Origin of the sequence: Kutzneria chonburiensis, assembly GCF_028622115.1 — a bacterium.
GTDB lineage: Bacteria > Actinomycetota > Actinomycetes > Mycobacteriales > Pseudonocardiaceae > Kutzneria > Kutzneria chonburiensis.
The window spans coordinates 3,635,245-3,650,898 of record NZ_CP097263.1 but is presented as its reverse complement, the minus strand read 5'-3'; the positions used below and the strand labels follow the sequence as shown (position 1 = coordinate 3,650,898).

Annotated in this window: 13 protein-coding genes; 4 read left to right on the top strand and 9 right to left on the bottom strand. The window is 67.7% G+C overall.

The window, feature by feature from the left end; all coding sequences use genetic code 11:
* The first annotated feature begins 39 nt into the window (after nucleotides 1-39).
* The 3 genes from M3Q35_RS16265 (at nucleotide 40) to M3Q35_RS16255 (ending at nucleotide 4,066) form a co-directional block, all read left to right on the top strand.
* Entirely contained in the window at nucleotides 40-1,965 is a 1,926-nt protein-coding gene (locus tag M3Q35_RS16265) for a right-handed parallel beta-helix repeat-containing protein (protein WP_273942632.1), read from the top strand.
* Nucleotides 1,962-2,972, top strand: a complete 1,011-nt coding sequence (locus M3Q35_RS16260; RefSeq protein WP_273942631.1) for a right-handed parallel beta-helix repeat-containing protein — start codon at nucleotides 1,962-1,964, stop codon at nucleotides 2,970-2,972. The genes M3Q35_RS16265 and M3Q35_RS16260 overlap by 4 nt, the downstream gene beginning before the upstream one ends.
* A gap of 80 nt (nucleotides 2,973-3,052) precedes the next feature.
* On the top strand, nucleotides 3,053-4,066 hold the full coding sequence (locus M3Q35_RS16255) for a right-handed parallel beta-helix repeat-containing protein (RefSeq protein WP_273942630.1): 1,014 nt from the start codon (nucleotides 3,053-3,055) through the stop codon (nucleotides 4,064-4,066).
* Here the strand turns inward: M3Q35_RS16255 and M3Q35_RS16250 are convergent, their stop codons facing one another.
* From M3Q35_RS16250 to M3Q35_RS16235, 4 genes are all read right to left on the bottom strand, one after another.
* A complete protein-coding gene (locus M3Q35_RS16250; protein ID WP_273942629.1) occupies nucleotides 4,067-4,597 on the bottom strand; it encodes a serine hydrolase domain-containing protein in 531 nt (176 codons plus the stop codon).
* On the bottom strand, nucleotides 4,540-5,532 hold the full coding sequence (locus M3Q35_RS16245) for a serine hydrolase (RefSeq protein ID WP_273942628.1): 993 nt from the start codon (nucleotides 5,530-5,532) through the stop codon (nucleotides 4,540-4,542). Before M3Q35_RS16245 ends, M3Q35_RS16250 begins: the two co-directional genes overlap by 58 nt.
* Before the next feature lie 397 nt (nucleotides 5,533-5,929).
* Nucleotides 5,930-7,117, bottom strand: a complete 1,188-nt coding sequence (locus M3Q35_RS16240; RefSeq protein ID WP_273942626.1) for an HNH endonuclease signature motif containing protein — start codon at nucleotides 7,115-7,117, stop codon at nucleotides 5,930-5,932.
* A complete protein-coding gene (locus M3Q35_RS16235) occupies nucleotides 7,114-8,601 on the bottom strand; it encodes a bifunctional 3-(3-hydroxy-phenyl)propionate/3-hydroxycinnamic acid hydroxylase (protein WP_273944364.1) in 1,488 nt (495 codons plus the stop codon). The genes M3Q35_RS16240 and M3Q35_RS16235 overlap by 4 nt, the downstream gene beginning before the upstream one ends.
* Between M3Q35_RS16235 and M3Q35_RS16230 the strand changes: the two genes are divergently transcribed.
* Complete coding sequence (locus tag M3Q35_RS16230; RefSeq protein ID WP_273944759.1) at nucleotides 8,545-8,679, top strand: hypothetical protein; 135 nt, start codon at nucleotides 8,545-8,547, stop codon at nucleotides 8,677-8,679. The genes M3Q35_RS16235 and M3Q35_RS16230 overlap by 57 nt on opposite strands.
* Here the strand turns inward: M3Q35_RS16230 and M3Q35_RS16225 are convergent.
* The 5 genes from M3Q35_RS16225 to M3Q35_RS16205 form a co-directional block, all read right to left on the bottom strand.
* On the bottom strand, nucleotides 8,664-9,407 hold the full coding sequence (locus M3Q35_RS16225) for an SDR family NAD(P)-dependent oxidoreductase (RefSeq protein WP_420704762.1): 744 nt from the start codon (nucleotides 9,405-9,407) through the stop codon (nucleotides 8,664-8,666). The two genes, M3Q35_RS16230 and M3Q35_RS16225, sit on opposite strands and share 16 nt — an antisense overlap.
* Nucleotides 9,404-10,702 (bottom strand): histidinol dehydrogenase, encoded by a 1,299-nt coding sequence (gene hisD, locus M3Q35_RS16220; RefSeq protein WP_273942625.1) that lies wholly within the window; start codon nucleotides 10,700-10,702, stop codon nucleotides 9,404-9,406. The genes M3Q35_RS16225 and hisD overlap by 4 nt, the downstream gene beginning before the upstream one ends.
* Nucleotides 10,703-10,765: 63 nt before the next feature.
* Complete coding sequence (locus tag M3Q35_RS16215) at nucleotides 10,766-11,554, bottom strand: SMP-30/gluconolactonase/LRE family protein (RefSeq protein ID WP_273942623.1); 789 nt, start codon at nucleotides 11,552-11,554, stop codon at nucleotides 10,766-10,768.
* A gap of 303 nt (nucleotides 11,555-11,857) precedes the next feature.
* The gene (locus M3Q35_RS16210) at nucleotides 11,858-12,874 is read right to left on the bottom strand and encodes an alpha/beta fold hydrolase (RefSeq protein ID WP_273942622.1); all 1,017 of its coding nucleotides are present in this window, start codon (nucleotides 12,872-12,874) and stop codon (nucleotides 11,858-11,860) included.
* 96 nt (nucleotides 12,875-12,970) lie between these two features.
* Nucleotides 12,971-15,589 carry an ATP-binding protein gene (locus M3Q35_RS16205; protein WP_273942621.1) on the bottom strand — a complete coding sequence of 873 codons (2,619 nt, stop codon included), beginning with the start codon at nucleotides 15,587-15,589 and terminating at the stop codon, nucleotides 12,971-12,973.
* Nucleotides 15,590-15,654 lie beyond the last annotated feature (65 nt).

Genomic DNA, 15,654 nt, shown 5'->3' with positions numbered 1-15,654 from the left:
CGTTCACCGTTGTACTCGAAGCATCCCGGAGGAATCCTCGTGAAGCGAAAGCGGGTCGTCGCGCTCGTGACGGCCACCCTGTGCGTGGCCGGCGGGCTGGCGCTGTCCTCCTCGGTCGCCACCGGCGCGCCGAAGGACAGTGCGGCACTGACCAATCTGGACACGTCCGCGGCCAACCGGCGGGCGCCGGTGGCCGGCCTGTACGACTGGAGCAAGGCCGGCTTCCGCGGCGGCCAGAACCTGCCCGGCTCGGGTGACGTCAACCCCGACAAGAAGTGCCAGATCACGCCGGCCCAGCTGGCCAGCACGTACAAGGTGAAGCCGGACGACAAGGTCGACGACACCAACGGCATCCAGGCCGCGATCGACTACCTGCACAAGAACTGCTCGCCCACGGGCAGTTACAACAAGCTCAGCCTGCTCACCTTCCCGGCCGGGCAGCTGGACGTCACGCACGAGATCCACGTCGACGCCAACTACCTGATCCTGCGCGGCGCCGGCACCGACCAGACGAAGTTCGTCTACGCGCCGGACAAGAACACCCAGTACGACGTGCTGACGCCGGACGGCGACCAGTGGGACCAGGGCAACATGGGCTTCGACGACGCCAGCGGCGGCTGGCTGTGGCCGGGCCGCGGCCTGTTCCGGGTGCAGTCCCGCCAGGTCGACCCCAGCTACGCCAGCGAGTACAAGTCGGCCCCGGCCAACCGCAAGGACGAGTTCGAGGGCACGATCAACGTGCACTGGAAGGCCGGCGCCAAGCTGCGGGCCAAGCCCAACGACAAGGGCTACGCCGCCCGCACCGGCGACAAGGTGGTGTACCTGGACACCAGCGCCAAGACCACCAACATGAAGGTCGGCGGCTTCATCAACATCCGGGCGGCCAACTCGATCAACTTCTACAAGTCGATGAACGCCTACCCGACCACGTGGCCGCTGGAGAACCTGCACATGCGGCAGCAGTGGTTCACCATCACCGCGATCGACACCAAGAACCACACGGTGTCCATCGACAAGCCGCTCGAGTACGACGTGCCGGTCGACTCCACTTCGGACGGTTCGGCCCCCATCGACGGCACCGTGTACGCGTCCAAGGCCTCGCCGATCGTCGACCCGATCGTCGGTGTCGGCTTCGAGAACTTCTCCTACACCCAGGTGGCCCCGCCCGGCGTGACCCAGGCGCAGGCCAAGGACAACTACGGCAACCTGGCGCCGCAGCTGGCCATGCAGGGCATCGTGTTCAAGTGGGCGGCCAACGACTGGGTGACCGGCATCCACGCGATCATGACCGGCTCGCACCCGATCGTGACCGAGGAGGCCAAGAACCTCCAGATCGTCAACAACGAGTTGGACGGCTCGTGGAACAAGGGCAAGGGCGGCAACGGCTACTTCCGCGGCTCCCGCGTGTGGGACTCGCTCTACGCCGGCAACACCACCCGCGACCTGCGCCACTTCACCTTCCAGTGGTCCGCGTCGGGCAACGTGGTGATCGGCAACGACATCGACTCGGACTTCAACATCCACGGCGGCTACGAGCGCAACAACCTGTTCGAGAACAACACGAACAAGGTGTCCTACGCGCACCGCTCCGGCAACTGCACCGCGCACTGCGGTGACGAGGGCGGCTCCGGGCCGGACGACTCGACGTGGTTCCCGATCTACTGGTCGACCGGCCAGAAGGCGGTCAAGTGGTCGGGTTCCTCGGGTCCGCGCAACGTCTTCTTCAACAACACGATGACCAAGCAGGTCACCGACGGCGCCGCGTACACGCCGTACTACCCCGACCACAGCAAGATCTACCAGTTCGGCTGGGACGGCAAGGCGTTCCACCACCTGGATGTCGGCGGACAGCCCATTGTGGACTGGGCTCACAACGAGCAGCAGGACTACACAGGAGGTCACGGTGTCGACGACACGAAGACCGACAAGGGTCCGTCGCTCTTCCTGAAGACGGTGGCGAAATGATCAAAGCCCTGACCGCTCTCGCGCTGGTCGCGCCGTTCGTCGTGCAGCCGGCGGCATCGACCATCAACGTCAGCACCGCGGCCCAGCTGATCGCCGCACTGAAGGCGGCCAAGCCCGGCGACACCATCCAGCTGGCCGACGGTGACTACGGCGACCAGTTCGTGGCCACCACCTCCGGCACGGCGTCCGCGCCGATCACCCTTGTCGGCAGTGCCAAGGCGGTGCTGCACGACCCGAAGTTCGAGGCCAGCGACACCGACTGCCCGTCAGGGCTGACCGGCTACGGCCTGTGGCTCAACGGCGCGAGTTACTGGAACCTCAAGGGTTTCAGCGTGACCAAGTCGAAGAAGGGCATCGTCCTCGACGGTGCCACCCACGTGACCATCGACTCGGTCTCCGTGCACGACATCGGCTTCGAGGGCGTGCACTTCCGCAAGAGCAGCGCCTACGGTGTGATCAAGAACTCGAGCGTGTACAACACCGGTCTCGAGCAGCCCGGCTACGGCGAAGGTGTCTACATCGGTTCGTCCAACAGCAACTGGGCGTGCTACGGCACGAACAAGGGCAAGAACCCGGACGCCGGCGACTTCGTCCAGGTGCTGGGCAACAAGATCGGGCCCAACGTCGCGGCCGAGGGCCTCGACGTCAAGGAGGGCACCAAGGGCGGCGTTGTCGACGGCAACACGTTCGACGGGACCGGCGAGAAGAACGAGAACTCGGCCGACTCGGCGATCGACGTCAAGGGTGACGGCTACAAGTTCACCAACAACACGGTGAAAAACGCCTTCCTCGACGCCATCCAGACGCACAACCTGTGGAAGAAGACGGGCTGTGGCAACACGTTCAGCAACAACACGCTGACCGTGACCAACAAGGACGGCTACGGCATCAACTCCACGAACCAGAGTTCGTGCGTGTCGTCGAAGTCGCCCAACATCATCGGCGCGTCCAACAAGAGCACCGGCGGCAAGGGGCTGTCCAAGACCCCGGTCACGCCCGGCGCCTGAGTAGCGGCGAGGGGGCCGTCCCGCATATCAGCCGCTGTGCGGGCCGACCCCCTCGGCTTCCCTGCCGAAAGGATTTCCCTGTGTTGAAGGCCATTCTCGCTTCCGTGCTCGCGGCTCAGGCACTCGTGCAGCCCGCCGCCGCGGCCACCACGATCAACGTCAGCACCGCCGCCCAGCTGATCGCCGCGTTGAAGGCGGTCAAGCCCGGCGACACCATCCAGCTGGCCGACGGCGACTACGGCGACCAGTTCGTCGCCACCACGTCCGGCACCGCCGCCGCGCCGATCACCCTTGTCGGCAGCGCCAAAGCCGTGCTGCACGACCCCAAGTTCAAGCTCGGCGACACCGACTGCCCGTCCGGCCAGACCGGCTACGGCCTGTGGCTGCAGGGCGCGAACTACTGGAACCTCAAGGGTTTCAGTGTGACCAAGTCCAAGAAGGGTATTGTGCTCGACGGCTCGTCGCACGTGACCATCGACGGTGTCAGCGTGCACGACATCGGGTACGAGGGCGTGCACTTCCGCAAGAGCAGCTCGTACGGCGTGATCAAGAACTCCACGGTGACCAACACCGGCCAGGAGGAGCCCGGCTACGGCGAGGGCGTGTACCTCGGTTCGGCCAACAGCAACTGGTCCTGCTACGGCGCCACCCCCAGCACGCCCGACGCCAGCAACTACACCCAGGTGCTGAACAACAAGATCGGGCCCAACGTGGCCGCCGAGGGCATCGACGTCAAGGAGGGCACCCATGACGGGCTGATCTCCGGCAACACCCTCGACGGGACCGGCGAGAAGAACCAGCACGACGCCGATTCCACAATGGACATCAAGGGTGACAAGTACACAATCACCGGCAACACCGCCAAGAACGCCTATCTTGACACCATCCAGCTGCACAACGTGTGGGGCAAGACGGGGTGCGGCAACACGTTCAGCAAGAACACGCTGACCGTGACCAACAAGAACGGCTACGGCATCAACGCCACCGACCAGAGCCAGTGCACCTCGTCGAAGGCGCCGAACATCATCGGCGCCTCCAACAAGAGCACCGGTGGCAAGGGCCTGTCCAAGACCCCCACCACCCCGGGGGTGTAGCTAGGCGATGGGCCGGCGCAGGCGGGCGTTGACGGGTTCCATCGGCACCTGGCGGTTGGTCGCCGCCACCGTCACCTCGCCTGCGCTCAGGCTGATCAGCAGTGACGCCCCCGCGCCCGGGCCGGCGCCGGAGTGGCCGTACAGGTCACCCGCCGGGTTCACGAGCCAGCCCAGGCCCACCTTGGCCGATCCCGGTCCCGCTTGGGGCCGGATGGCCTCCGCGACCTTGTCCGCCGGCAGCAGGGTCGTCCAGTTGCGGCCGAACCGCACCAGGTCTGGCGCCGTGGTCCACGCACCGCCGGCCGCCGCCATGGTCGAGACGTGGCGTTCCGCCTCCTCGAACGTCCCGTCCTCGGCCAGGTGGTATCCGGTGACCACGGCGCCTCCCGGCCACGTTGTGGGGAAGTCCGTGCTGAGCATGTCCAGCGGTGTCAGGACGAGTTCTCTCATCGCCTCGGCGTAGGGCACCCCGGTCACGTCGGCGACGATCTTGCCCAGCACCGCGTACGCCCCGTTGCTCGGCAGCAGCACACCCCTTGTCCACTACAGGGAATGGTGTCGTGGTAGACGAATTCCGGAGCTTCCGGGGCGAACTGGACGTCGGGGCTGCGGACCCCCGAGGTGTGGGTGAGCAGGTCGCGGACCGTGATCTCGTCGTCGTCCAGCCGGGTCCCGCGCAGGATCGTGTTCGCCCTTACGTCAAGGTCGTCGAGGAGGAGCGTGACCGCGGTGGCCGTGATGACCTTGGCGATCCCGTAGGCCGGGAACCGGTGGTCGGCGGTGAGCTCGTCGCGCGTGTCCAGATCTCGCCACCCTGAGCACACCGTCCACCCGTCACCCGCCATGATCAGCCCCGGCAGTCCCAGCTCCGCCTTGGATTGATCAGCGACCGTGACCGCGTTGGCCGGCACCGTTCCCGTGCTTCGGTTCTCCTGCTCGCCCAGCCGCTCGTCGGTCACTCGCTTGGCGATCGGGTACAGCCGGAGCATCGTGATCCGATGGGGCCGCTCTTCCTCCGCCGACGCCTCCAACCTGAGCCCACCGATCTCCGCCCTCAGCGTCTTTCCAGTCGACGCGTCGACCGTCAGCGGTTCCCTCAGGCTTGGTGCGATCGACTGCAACATCTTGGCCAGCACGTCCGCCGAGATCTGCGCCAGGAACCTGGGCGTGACGTGCTCATGGAGGTCGTCCTCACCCGGCGGAGTCCAGTCCGCGCCATCGGACCTCTTGTAGCGGTCGATGACCCACTGGACGTGCTCGAGGATCGTGCCGGCGTTGTCGATCGCCGTCTTCAGGCTCGTCCAGCTCGAGTAGCCATGCTCTCGGGCAATGGCCAGCTGCGCCTCATGCAGTGTGGGGAATTCCCCGGCACCGAGCCGCCGCTTCGCCTCGACCTTGAGGAAACGTAGATCGGGCCGCTCCGGCAGCTCACGGCCGTGCTCATGACGCGGTGCATGCGGGCTCATCAAGGCAGTCCTTCCTCAGCGCCCGCGGGTCCGCGACATCGGGCCGGAAAGACCAGCCATCGATGGGTGATGCCTCAACCGGTGGGCTTGCAGCCCTACCCGCGGACCCAGAGGCGGCCGGTACCGCCATGAGAACCGTACTGCCCATGCCAACACAGTTGCAAGGCCCACCCACGCCACCCCAGACGCCCAACCCCCACCCAACGCAAGCGCTCCAACCAACGTAACCACCCGACCCAGCCCACCACTCGAAGCGCCCACGGTGTCAAGGGGCAAGGCTGCGACGGCCCCGTAGTCTGTCCATCCGTGGTCTAGCCGTCGTGGCCGCGGCAGCGGCGCCGCCAGGCTCGTGGCCCTCGCTGACCGACACCTGGTGCTCGAAAGCGTGGAGAGCTCCCTAGAACGGGGGTTCCTCAACAGGCTCCGGCTTGGTCGTGTAGGTCAGCCCCCACCGGGTCTCCAGCGTCGTCGTGCCATCGTCCGCGATGGTCACCTTCGCCTTGGTCGCGTGCTTGTACCGATGATGCTTTCGATCCAACGGCCCGAGATTCGTCCCGGTCGACTTGCCTTCCGGCCAGGCGGTGGCGTGGTCGATGTCGCAGGACCGCGAGGGATGCGAGCAGCACGGCATCACACACGTCCTGTGCCGGGTCCGGATGAACCGGTCCACATCGGCCTTCGGCCGGTAGATGTCCGGGCTGTACTCCAGCAGCTGCCCGGCTTTGTCGGTCAGCAGCCGGTGAAACACGGTGCCCGGGTGGGACATCAGCTCCCGGACGACCGGCGCGGGGATCAACTGACCGGCGTCCAACTGGCCCGGCCGCTCATCCACACCGAGCAAGGCGGTGATCGGCACAGTCACCTGAATCAACGGCTTCACACCAGCGGTCTTGGGGTCTTCCAGGATCAACCCCGCCATGACATCGGCACGGACCTCGTCGATCGTGCGCCCGTTTTTCGTTTCCTGTTGGGCGATCCGATCGATCTTGGTGTACATCGCTTGGGCGATCTCGGCGGGTTGTTGGCAGGCCAGGGTGGCCATGCTGTCTTCTTCGTCGTAGATGATGACTTTGCGGTTGCGGCGGGCTTCTTCCCGTTTGAGGAAGTGCAGCGCGGGGTCGGCCCGTTGCAGCCGGCCCAGGGATGAGCGCCGGAGTTGTTGCGGCGTGCGGCCGGCGGCGGTCGCCAGGGTGGCGCTCACGACCCGTTGAGCGAGCTCTTCGGGATAGAACCGCGTCGGATCGACGATGGCGTGGGCGGAGCGTTCGCTGATGATGCCGGCGGCCATGGCGTCGATGACGTCGGGGAAGTAGGTCTCGACGCGGGTGGCCCAGTCGACGTAGTCCTCGGCGTTGGAGGGCGAGAGCTGTAGGGCCATGGCGAGGTCGGTGGCGACGTATTCGTCGGTGGCGATCTCGGCGGTGAGGCGGAGTTGCTCGGCGGCGAGTGCTCGTTTCTGGTGCTCGATCTCGATGATACGAGCGACTTTCCTGTCCATACCAGCGATTCTACGCCCGCGCAAAGATCGACTCGACGTATGAGTATCGCTCGATAGAGTGAACCCGTTGTGAGACAACGAGCTCATACCTGAAGGTGACCAGCCAGCTCGTCGATGATCTCGGGCAGCTCGGCCAGTGAACCGCCGCCGAACACGTGGAAGTCCGGGCGGGTGACGACGACCTCCCACTCGTGGGAATCGAGCCAGGCGGCATACTTCCCTTCCACATCAACGACATCGCCGCCGACATGCACCACCCGAGTGTCGATGTCGGCCAGGAACTTGAGCTGGGCAGGCGACAGATACAAGGCAGGATCCGCAATCGTGGACACCACTGTGAAGCCGCAACCGATGACGTCATCGAACAGTCCCGTCACAGAACCTCGACGCACCAGGGCCTGGAGACCGAGCTCGCCGGCACCGGGCTGAGTGCGGACCATGCCGGTCAAAGGCGGAATGACCGGCATGGCCGGGGCGTTCCCGGAATGGAAAGCTTCGTCCCGCAACGCGGCCTCGTCAGCGTCCAACACGGAGGTGACCTTGCCGGTCTCGATGGAGAGATGCGTCCATGCAAGGAGATTCGGTTCCCGCTCGGACTGGTAGGTCTCCAGCAGCGCAGGAGAGGACACCCCGCGAAGCACCAGATCGAGCTTCCAGGCCAGATTCGTCACGTCCCGAATGCCCGAGCACATGCCCTGCCCCTGGAACGGCGGCATCGTGTGGGCGGCATCACCGGCCAGAAACACCCGACCGGAAGACCATGTGACGGCGATCTTGGCCTCGAAGTTCCACACATGCTGGCGCACAATGGAAAGGTCCTCAGACGTCAGGCCAAGACGGCCAAGGAGCTCCCAGGCCACAGCCGGATCGGACATCTCCTCGGCAGTCTCCCCGGGCAGCAGTCGCCACTCGAAACGACGATGCCGCCGCCCCAAGGGAAGCACCGTGGTAGGCCGCTCCGGATCGCACCACTGCCCGGTGTCGAGCTCAAGCTGCACGGGCCGCTTACGCCGGCAGTCGGCGTTGAGCCACTCCTCCGAGTATCCCAGATCGTAGCGCTCGATGCCCAGCTGCTCACGTGTCTGGCTGCGCCCGCCGTCGGCGGCGATCACATAGCGACCATGGACCACAATGGACTCCGCGTCCCGTGCAGGCCCGTACTCATCGGCCTCGGAAGCCGGCTGAACAGCATACACCTCAACGAAATCATCCCCCGGCACGACGTCGGTGATCTCGAAGCCCCGCCGCAGCGTCACATGGGGGTCGTCGCACAGCCGGGAGTGCAGCGGATCCTCCATGGTCGGCTGGTACATCATGAAGTCCGACGGGTACCCGGAAATCCCCTCCGACGCCCAAGGGAATTCGGCCAGCACCTCGCCCTTGCCGTTGCGCATCGTGTAGGTCTCGCAGGCGATGGCGTCGGCCAGGAACGTGTCGGTGCAGTCCAGCAGCTGCAACGCCCGCACGACCTCGTGATCGACGTGCCCGGCTCGCGGCAGGTTGTAGAGGTTGGGATGCCGCTCGACCAGTACGACGTCGTGACCGAGCCGGCCGAGCAGTCCGGCGGCCATCAGCCCGACCGGGCCGGCGCCGAGTACGACGACGTCATGCACTTCGGACACGGGACTCTCCTCTACTGGGCGGTGTAGCCGCCGTCGATCACCAGGCTGGTGCCGGTGACGAAGGTCGCGGCGGGATCGGCGAGGTACACGACGGCGGCGGCGACGTCGGCGACGAGGCCGAGCCGGCCGAGCGGGATCCGGCGCATGGTGTCCGCGCGGAACTCCTCGTCGGCGAAATACGGTGCGGTCAAAGGGGTTTCGACGTAACCGGGGGCCACCGTGTTCACCCGGATGCCCCGCGGCCCGAGCTCGACGGCCAACGCCTTGGTCATGCCCTCGACGGCGTGCTTGGCCGCGCAGTACACGGACCGGTTGGCCGCGCCCACCTGCCCCATCTGCGACGACACCGTGATCACGGAGCCGCCGCGACCAGCGGCGATCATGCGACTGACCACCGCCTGGGTCACGAAATACGTGGCCCGAACATTCAGATCGAAGATCTTGTCGTACACCGTAGGCATGACCTCGCCGAACGGCATCGGGTCGTTGGTGCCGGCGTTGTTCACCAACACGTCGACCACACCGACCCCGTCCAGCACGGCCTCAAAGTCGGCCAAATCAAGGACATCACAGGTCACAGCGACGGCCGAACCGCCAGCATCCCGGATTTCCGAGGCAGCGGCATCGATTTCCGCAGCCGTACGGCTGACCAGCACCACCTTCGCGCCAGCACGAGCCAGCGCCACACCAATACCCCGGCCCAGACCACGACCCGCCCCGGTCACGAGCGCGGTCCGACCGTCCAAAGTGGTCACTTGGCCCACGCGGGCAACTCGCCGCGCACCCGCGAAGCCCGGATGTCGCCGGACCGAGCATGGCCCTCGAAGAACTCGGCCCGCGCCGCCCGTCCACAGAGCTCGCCCAGCGCGGCGCTGGACGCCGCGTTGGTGACCTCCTGGTACGTCACGGTACGCAGGAACTTACCCACCCAGAGACCACCGGTATACCGCGCAGCGTGCCGCGTCGGCAGCGTGTGGTTGGTGCCGATGACCTTGTCCCCGTAGGAGACACATGTGCCCTCGCCGAGGAACAGCGCGCCGTAGTGGTTCATCGAGGTCAGCGCCTGGCGCGGGTTCTCGGTCAGCACCTGCACGTGCTCGGAGGCGAACTCGTCAGCCAGGTTGAACGCTTCCGTTAAACCCGACACAACATGCACCTGACCGTGATCACGCCATGCCGGCTCCGCGAAGTCACGGGTCGACATGCCCGGCAGCAGCCGGTCGACGTGGTCCAGAACCGCCCGCCCGACGGTCTCGGAGGTGGTGATCAGGATGGCCGGCGAGTCCGGCCCGTGTTCAGCCTGACTGAGCAGGTCGACGGCGACCAGCTGTGGGTCGGCCGTGTCGTCGGCGATGATCAGGATCTCGGTCGGCCCGGCGAACAGGTCGATGCCGACCTCACCGAACAGCTGCCGCTTGGCCTCGGCCACGTAGGCGTTGCCCGGGCCGGCCAGCATGTCGACCTTGCCGACCGTCTCGGTGCCGACGGCCATCGCCGCGACCGCCTGCACGCCGCCGAGCAGCAGGATCTCGTCCGCGCCGGCAAGGTGCATGGCGGCGATGGTGGCGGCGGGGATTTCGCCGCGGATCGGCGGCGTGCAGGCGGTGACCCGCTTGACGCCGGCGACCTTCGCGGTCAGCACGGTCATGTGCGCCGACGCGAGCAGCGGGTACCGGCCGCCGGGCACGTACGCGCCGACCGCTTCGACCGGATTGTGTTTCTGGCCAAGGAAAACCCCCGGGGCCGTCTCGACCTCGAACTCCAGCATCGACGCCAGCTGCTTCTCGGCGAAGCCACGCACGTTGGCCTGCACGGTCCGGATGTCTTCGATGGTCTGCGCCGGCACAGTGGCGATGATGCGGTCGATCTCGGCGGCCGACAGCCGGAACTCGGCCGGCGACCAGTTGTCGAAGCGGGCCGAGTACTCGCGGACGGCCGCGTCGCCGCGGTCGCGGATGTCGGCGATCACCCCGGACACGGTGGCCGCCACGGCGTCGGAGCCGGCCCGGCCCGCGCTGGTCGGCAAGGCCTTTTTCAGTTCGAGGGACATGGTCGGCTCCTCATCGGCGGGGGCGTGGTGCAGCCCATGCTGCCACAGACTCTCGTAAGTTGGCTAGACATTCGAAAGTTGGTGAATGTAGCCGCGACTACGTCCCTCGCGCAGATCCGCCATCGTCGTCTCGGCCGTGCACAGGTACAGCGACCCTTCGCCGAAGGCGCAGGCCACCGCGATCCGGCCGCCGGTGTCGATCTCTTCCAGCACGTCCCCACCCACGCTGACGTGCACGAACTTGCCCCCGCCGAACAATGCGATCCAGTACGAGCCGTCGGCGTCCATCGCCAGTCCGTCCGGGAACGGCCCCGCCTCCACGAGCACGCGGTCCCGATGCAGCATTCCGTCAGACTGGATCCTGAATACAGAAGTCCGGTCGGCCGTCGACTCGTTGACCACCAGTTCGTTGCCCGTGATGACCATGCCGTTGGGAAACCAGACGTCTTCGGCCGCAACCTCCGGCCCCTCCGCGGCCGTCCACGTGAAGATCCGCCCCGGTCGCGGCTCCTCGACACCCAGCCGGAAGCCGGTGTCTCCGAACCACGCCCGACCGTCCGGGCCGACCACCATGTCGTTCAGCAGACCCGTCGCCGGCACCTCGGCCACCGGCCGGAACTCGCCGTCCCAGACGTTCAGCCGCCGATCCAGGGCCGTGGCCAGCAGCAACGAGCCGTCCGGCAGAAAGCCGCTGCCCGCCGGCCGCCCCGGCACCTCGCAGACAACATCCGTTGTCGCACCCACCGTGACCAGGCGATACGCGTGCACATCGGAGATCCAAAGGCGGCCGTCGTGCCAGCGTGGCGACTCCGGATAGACCAGGTCGTCGGCTAATACCTCGAGTGCCTTCATGGACACAGTGTATTCGAAAGTTGAGGAAGTGCTCGAAAAACCGCGCGGGGGAGGGGAGGGGAGGGGAGGCCAGGGCGAGGCGGGACAGAGCGGGGAGGCCAGGGCGAGGCGGGACAGAGCGGGGAGGCCAGGGCGAGGCGGGACAGAGCGGGGAGGCCAGGGCGAGGCGGGGCTTGGGCAGTGGCCTTGCGTCGCGGGATTTGGCGGTCGGTATGGGTGGCGGGGCACGGCGTCGAGGCTTGGTCGGCGGAAACGCGGCGCGCCGCGACCCGAAGGCCGCGGCGCGTCAGGGGAGCCGTCTGCTCAGAGCTTGTCGGCGTCGATCACGGCCTTGGCGAAGCTCTGCGGGTCCTCCTGTGGCACGTTGTGGCCGATGCCCTTGAGGATCCGGTGGTCGTACTTGCCGGTGAACTTGGACCGGTAGGCCTTGCCGTCCATGGCGGCGCCGTCGAAGTCGCTGGCGATGGTGATGGTCGGCACGGTGATCGGCGGCGCGGCCTGGAGCTTCTGCTCGACGGCGTCGTACTGCGCCTCGCCCTGCGCCAGCCCGAGCCGCCAACGGTAGTTGTGGATGACGACGGCGACGTGGTCGGCGTTGGCGAAGGCCTCGGCGCTCTGGTCGTACGTGGCGTCGGAGAACTTCCAGTCGGGCGAGGCGGTCTGCCAGATCAGCTTGTTGAAGTCGTGCACGTTCTGCCGGTAGCCGGCGACGCCGCGATCGGTGCTGAAGTAGTACTGGTACCACCAGCCGCGCTCGGCGACGGGGGTGAGCGGCTGCTGCTGGGCCTTGAGGTTGGTCACCAGGTAGCCGCTGACCAGCGCGGCCGCCTTGACGCGCTCGGGCCACACGGCGGCGACGCAGCCGGCGGTCCGGCTGCCCCAGTCGTAGCCGCCGAGCACGGCCTTGTCGACGTGCAGCGCGTCCATCAGGGCGATGAGGTCCGAGGCGGTGGCGGCCTGCTGTCCATTTCGGACGGTGTCGGCGCTCAGGAACGTCGTGCTGCCATAGCCCCGCAGGAACGGCACGATGACCCGATATCCGGCGGCGGCCAGGATGGGGGCCACGTCGACGTAGCTGTGGATCGAGTACGGCCAGCCGTGCAGCAGGAACACCACGGGACCGTTGGCCGGCCCGTCCTCGGCGTAGCCGATGTTCAGCGGCCCGGCGTTGATCTGCTTGAGGGCGGCGAACTTGGTGTGGCCAGGCGAAGTCGTCGGGGCGGCGGCCGGCGCGGCGGCCTTCTCCGAGGAGCAGGCGGCGAGCGTGCCCGCCGCCATGACTCCGGCGACGCCCTGCGCGAACAGTCTCCTGCTGATCATCGGAACACTCCTGACGGGAACGGCGATCACTGCGTTGTCGACGCTAGTGACCGGCTCCGGCCGCGGGCGACCGTCAGATGACGTACGCGGCATACGTCATGGCCCGAGCACCTCTCGCAGTTCGGTGCGGGAGGTGATCCCGAGCTTGGGGAAGATGCGGTGCAGGTGCGTGCTCACGGTCCGGTGTGAGAGATAAAGCTGCTGCCCGATCTCCCGGTTCGTCAAGCCCTCGGCGGCCAGCCGAGCGATGTTCAGCTCATGGGGTGTCAGGTCGCCGACCCGGTCGGTGGGCTGGTCCGGGCTGGTCTCGCCGGCCGCGCGCAGCTCGCGGCGGGCCCGCTCGGCCCACGCCGTCACGCCCAGCGCGTCGAACGTCTCGCGGGCGGCGCGCAGGTGCGGGCGCGAATCGGCGGGACGTCGTTGCCGGCGCAACCATTCCCCGTAGGCGAGCTGGGTTCGGCTGCGTTCGAGCGGCCAGGTCTCGACGTCCAGCGCGGCCCGGAACAGCTTCTCCGCCTCGTTGTCGGCCGCGAGCACGGCGCGGGCATGGCGGAGTCCACTGTGGAGCGCCGGCGAGGGCGACGCCATCGCGTGCATCTCGTACTCCTGCACCAGTTCCCGGACCACGCCGAGCTGATCACAGCGCACCGCGGCCTCGGTCAGCTCGGCGATCGCATAGCAGCGCAAGGCAACCTGGTACGCGGGGTCTGCGGGATCGTTGAGCCGCATGAGGTTCGCGAACGCGTCGGCGTGCCGTCCCTCACCCAGCGCGGCGATGCCGCGGGCCAGCTGGACGGTGGCCAGCACCGGCCGCGCGCCGGCCGAGAGGCCGATGCTTTCCGCTTGCGTGGCAAGGCTTTCGGCCAGAGCATAGTCGCCGCGCAAAGCGGCGATCTCGGCTTGAGTGGCGAGCGTCAGGCCGTGGATGTAGTGCTGTGACGTCTCGATTGCCAGCCGTTGGCCCTCTTCAGCGGCGGCCATGGCGGTGGCGAGATCGCCGAGGCGGACGCAGCTCCACGCCTGCACGCCCAACGCGCGGGCCAGGAAGGCGAGACGGCCCTGGGCCCGCAGGCCGGGTTGGGCGCTGGCGGAGAACCGGGCCGCCAGATCGAAGGCGCCGGTCAGCATCGCGGCGCTGCCCAGAAAGCGGTCCACCTGCGCGTCGCGGTCGGTCTCGCCGGCCAGCGCGGTGAGATCGGCCAGCACGGACTCGCCGCGTTCGAGCGGAGTCACGTAGGCGTTGATCGCGACCACGCGCGGGTCGTGGCGGTCGAGCGGCATGGCGTCGGCTGCTTTGGTCAGGCGGCGGCGGTCGGCCATGCCGGGCTCGATCCAGAAGCAGCGCATGGCCGCGCCCCACAGGATCTGCATCGCCAGGTCGAGATCGCCGTCGGCCAGTACGCTGATCGCCAGGTCGGCGACGTCGCCCGGACTGGACACCTCGTCCCGCAGGCCGTCGTCGAGATTGGTCGGCAGCCAGCGGGCGACCGCTCGCTGGTTCGGCGTGAGGTCCTCGGCCGACGCCTCTCGCAGCAGACGTTCCGCCAGCTCCCGGTTGCCCGTCTCGACGGCGCCGCCGGCCGCCTTGAGTAGCAACTCCGCGCGGCCGGCCGGATCCTTGGTCAGTTTCGCGGCCCGTTCGAGCAGCCGCACCGTCGCGTCGACGCCACCCCGGCGTTCCGTGCGCTTGGCCGACTTCACCAGTTCGGCCGCGATCTCCTCGTCCGGGCCCGTGGTCGCCGCCGCACGGTGCCAGATCCGCCGGTCCGGATCGGTGATCGTGTCGGCCAGGGCCTGGTGCGCCCGTTGGCGTTCCTGCGGCTCCGCGTCCTTGACGATCGCCGTGCGCAGCAGCGGGTGCCGCCAGGCCAGCGTGTCGTGCGTGATCGTGATCAGGTTCTCGTCCAGCGCCGGCCCCAACGCCACCAAGTCCGCTTTCGTGGCGTCCAGCGCTTCGGCAAGCTCATTCGTGTCATTCACCGCCGCGGTCAGCAGGAACGTCCTCGTGCCCGCCGGCAGCGCCCGCACCCGGTTCGCGAACGTCTGCTCCACGCTCGTCGACGCATCACCCCGGGACAGCTCCTTCAGCGCCAGCGGATTGCCGCGCGCCGCTTTCAGCACCCGCTCCCGTTGCCCGGGCGGTACATCCGCCAGCAATTCCCGCGCCGCTTCGTCCGACAGCGGCCCCAGTGTCATCGTCGGCAGATTCGCCGTGGTCAACCGCGACGGCTCGCCGTCACGCACCGCCGCCACCAGGGCGATCGGCTCCGATTCCAGTCGGCGGGCCACGAAGGCCAGCACGTCTTGGCTGTTCGGATCCAGCCAGTGCGCGTCGTCCACGATCAGCAGCAGCGGTTCTCCCGCTTCCGCCAGCAGGTTCAGCACCGCCATGCCCACCAGGTAGATCTCCGGGCGTGGGCCGTCCGCCAGCCCCAGTGCCGTCGCCAGCGCTTCTCGTTGCGTCTTCGGCAGGGCGTCGATCCCTTGGCGCAGCGGGAACAGCAGTTGGTGCAGGCCCGCGTAGGGCAGGCTGTGCTCCGCCTCAACCCCCACCGCCGCCAGCACCCTCACCCCCGGCGCTTCGATCTCCGCCAGCAGCGCCGACTTCCCGATGCCCGCCTCGCCCCGGACCACCAGCGCCCCGCCCCGGTCGCGGATTCCCCCGACCAGCCCGGCCAACCGCTCGCGTTCCGACTCCCGCTCACCCAGCGCCACGAACTCTCCCTCGCGGTTTTCCCTGCTTGCAGGCTATGCCAGGCCGCCACGAGCCGCACCGAGGC

What these genes read in the sequence shown, in the direction of transcription:
- M3Q35_RS16260 (WP_273942631.1), top strand. Translation starts at nt 1,962, where the DNA reads ATGATCAAAGCCCTGACCGCTCTCGCGCTGGTCGCGCCGTTCGTCGTG.
- M3Q35_RS16245 (WP_273942628.1), bottom strand. Translation starts at nt 5,532, where the DNA reads ATGAGCCCGCATGCACCGCGTCATGAGCACGGCCGTGAGCTGCCGGAG.
- M3Q35_RS16240 (WP_273942626.1), bottom strand. Translation starts at nt 7,117, where the DNA reads ATGAGCTCGTTGTCTCACAACGGGTTCACTCTATCGAGCGATACTCAT.
- M3Q35_RS16230 (WP_273944759.1), top strand. Translation starts at nt 8,545, where the DNA reads ATGCCGCTCGACCAGTACGACGTCGTGACCGAGCCGGCCGAGCAGTCC.
- M3Q35_RS16235 (WP_273944364.1), bottom strand. Translation starts at nt 8,601, where the DNA reads ATGGCCGCCGGACTGCTCGGCCGGCTCGGTCACGACGTCGTACTGGTC.
- hisD (WP_273942625.1), bottom strand. Translation starts at nt 10,702, where the DNA reads ATGTCCCTCGAACTGAAAAAGGCCTTGCCGACCAGCGCGGGCCGGGCC.
- M3Q35_RS16215 (WP_273942623.1), bottom strand. Translation starts at nt 11,554, where the DNA reads ATGAAGGCACTCGAGGTATTAGCCGACGACCTGGTCTATCCGGAGTCG.
- M3Q35_RS16210 (WP_273942622.1), bottom strand. Translation starts at nt 12,874, where the DNA reads ATGATCAGCAGGAGACTGTTCGCGCAGGGCGTCGCCGGAGTCATGGCG.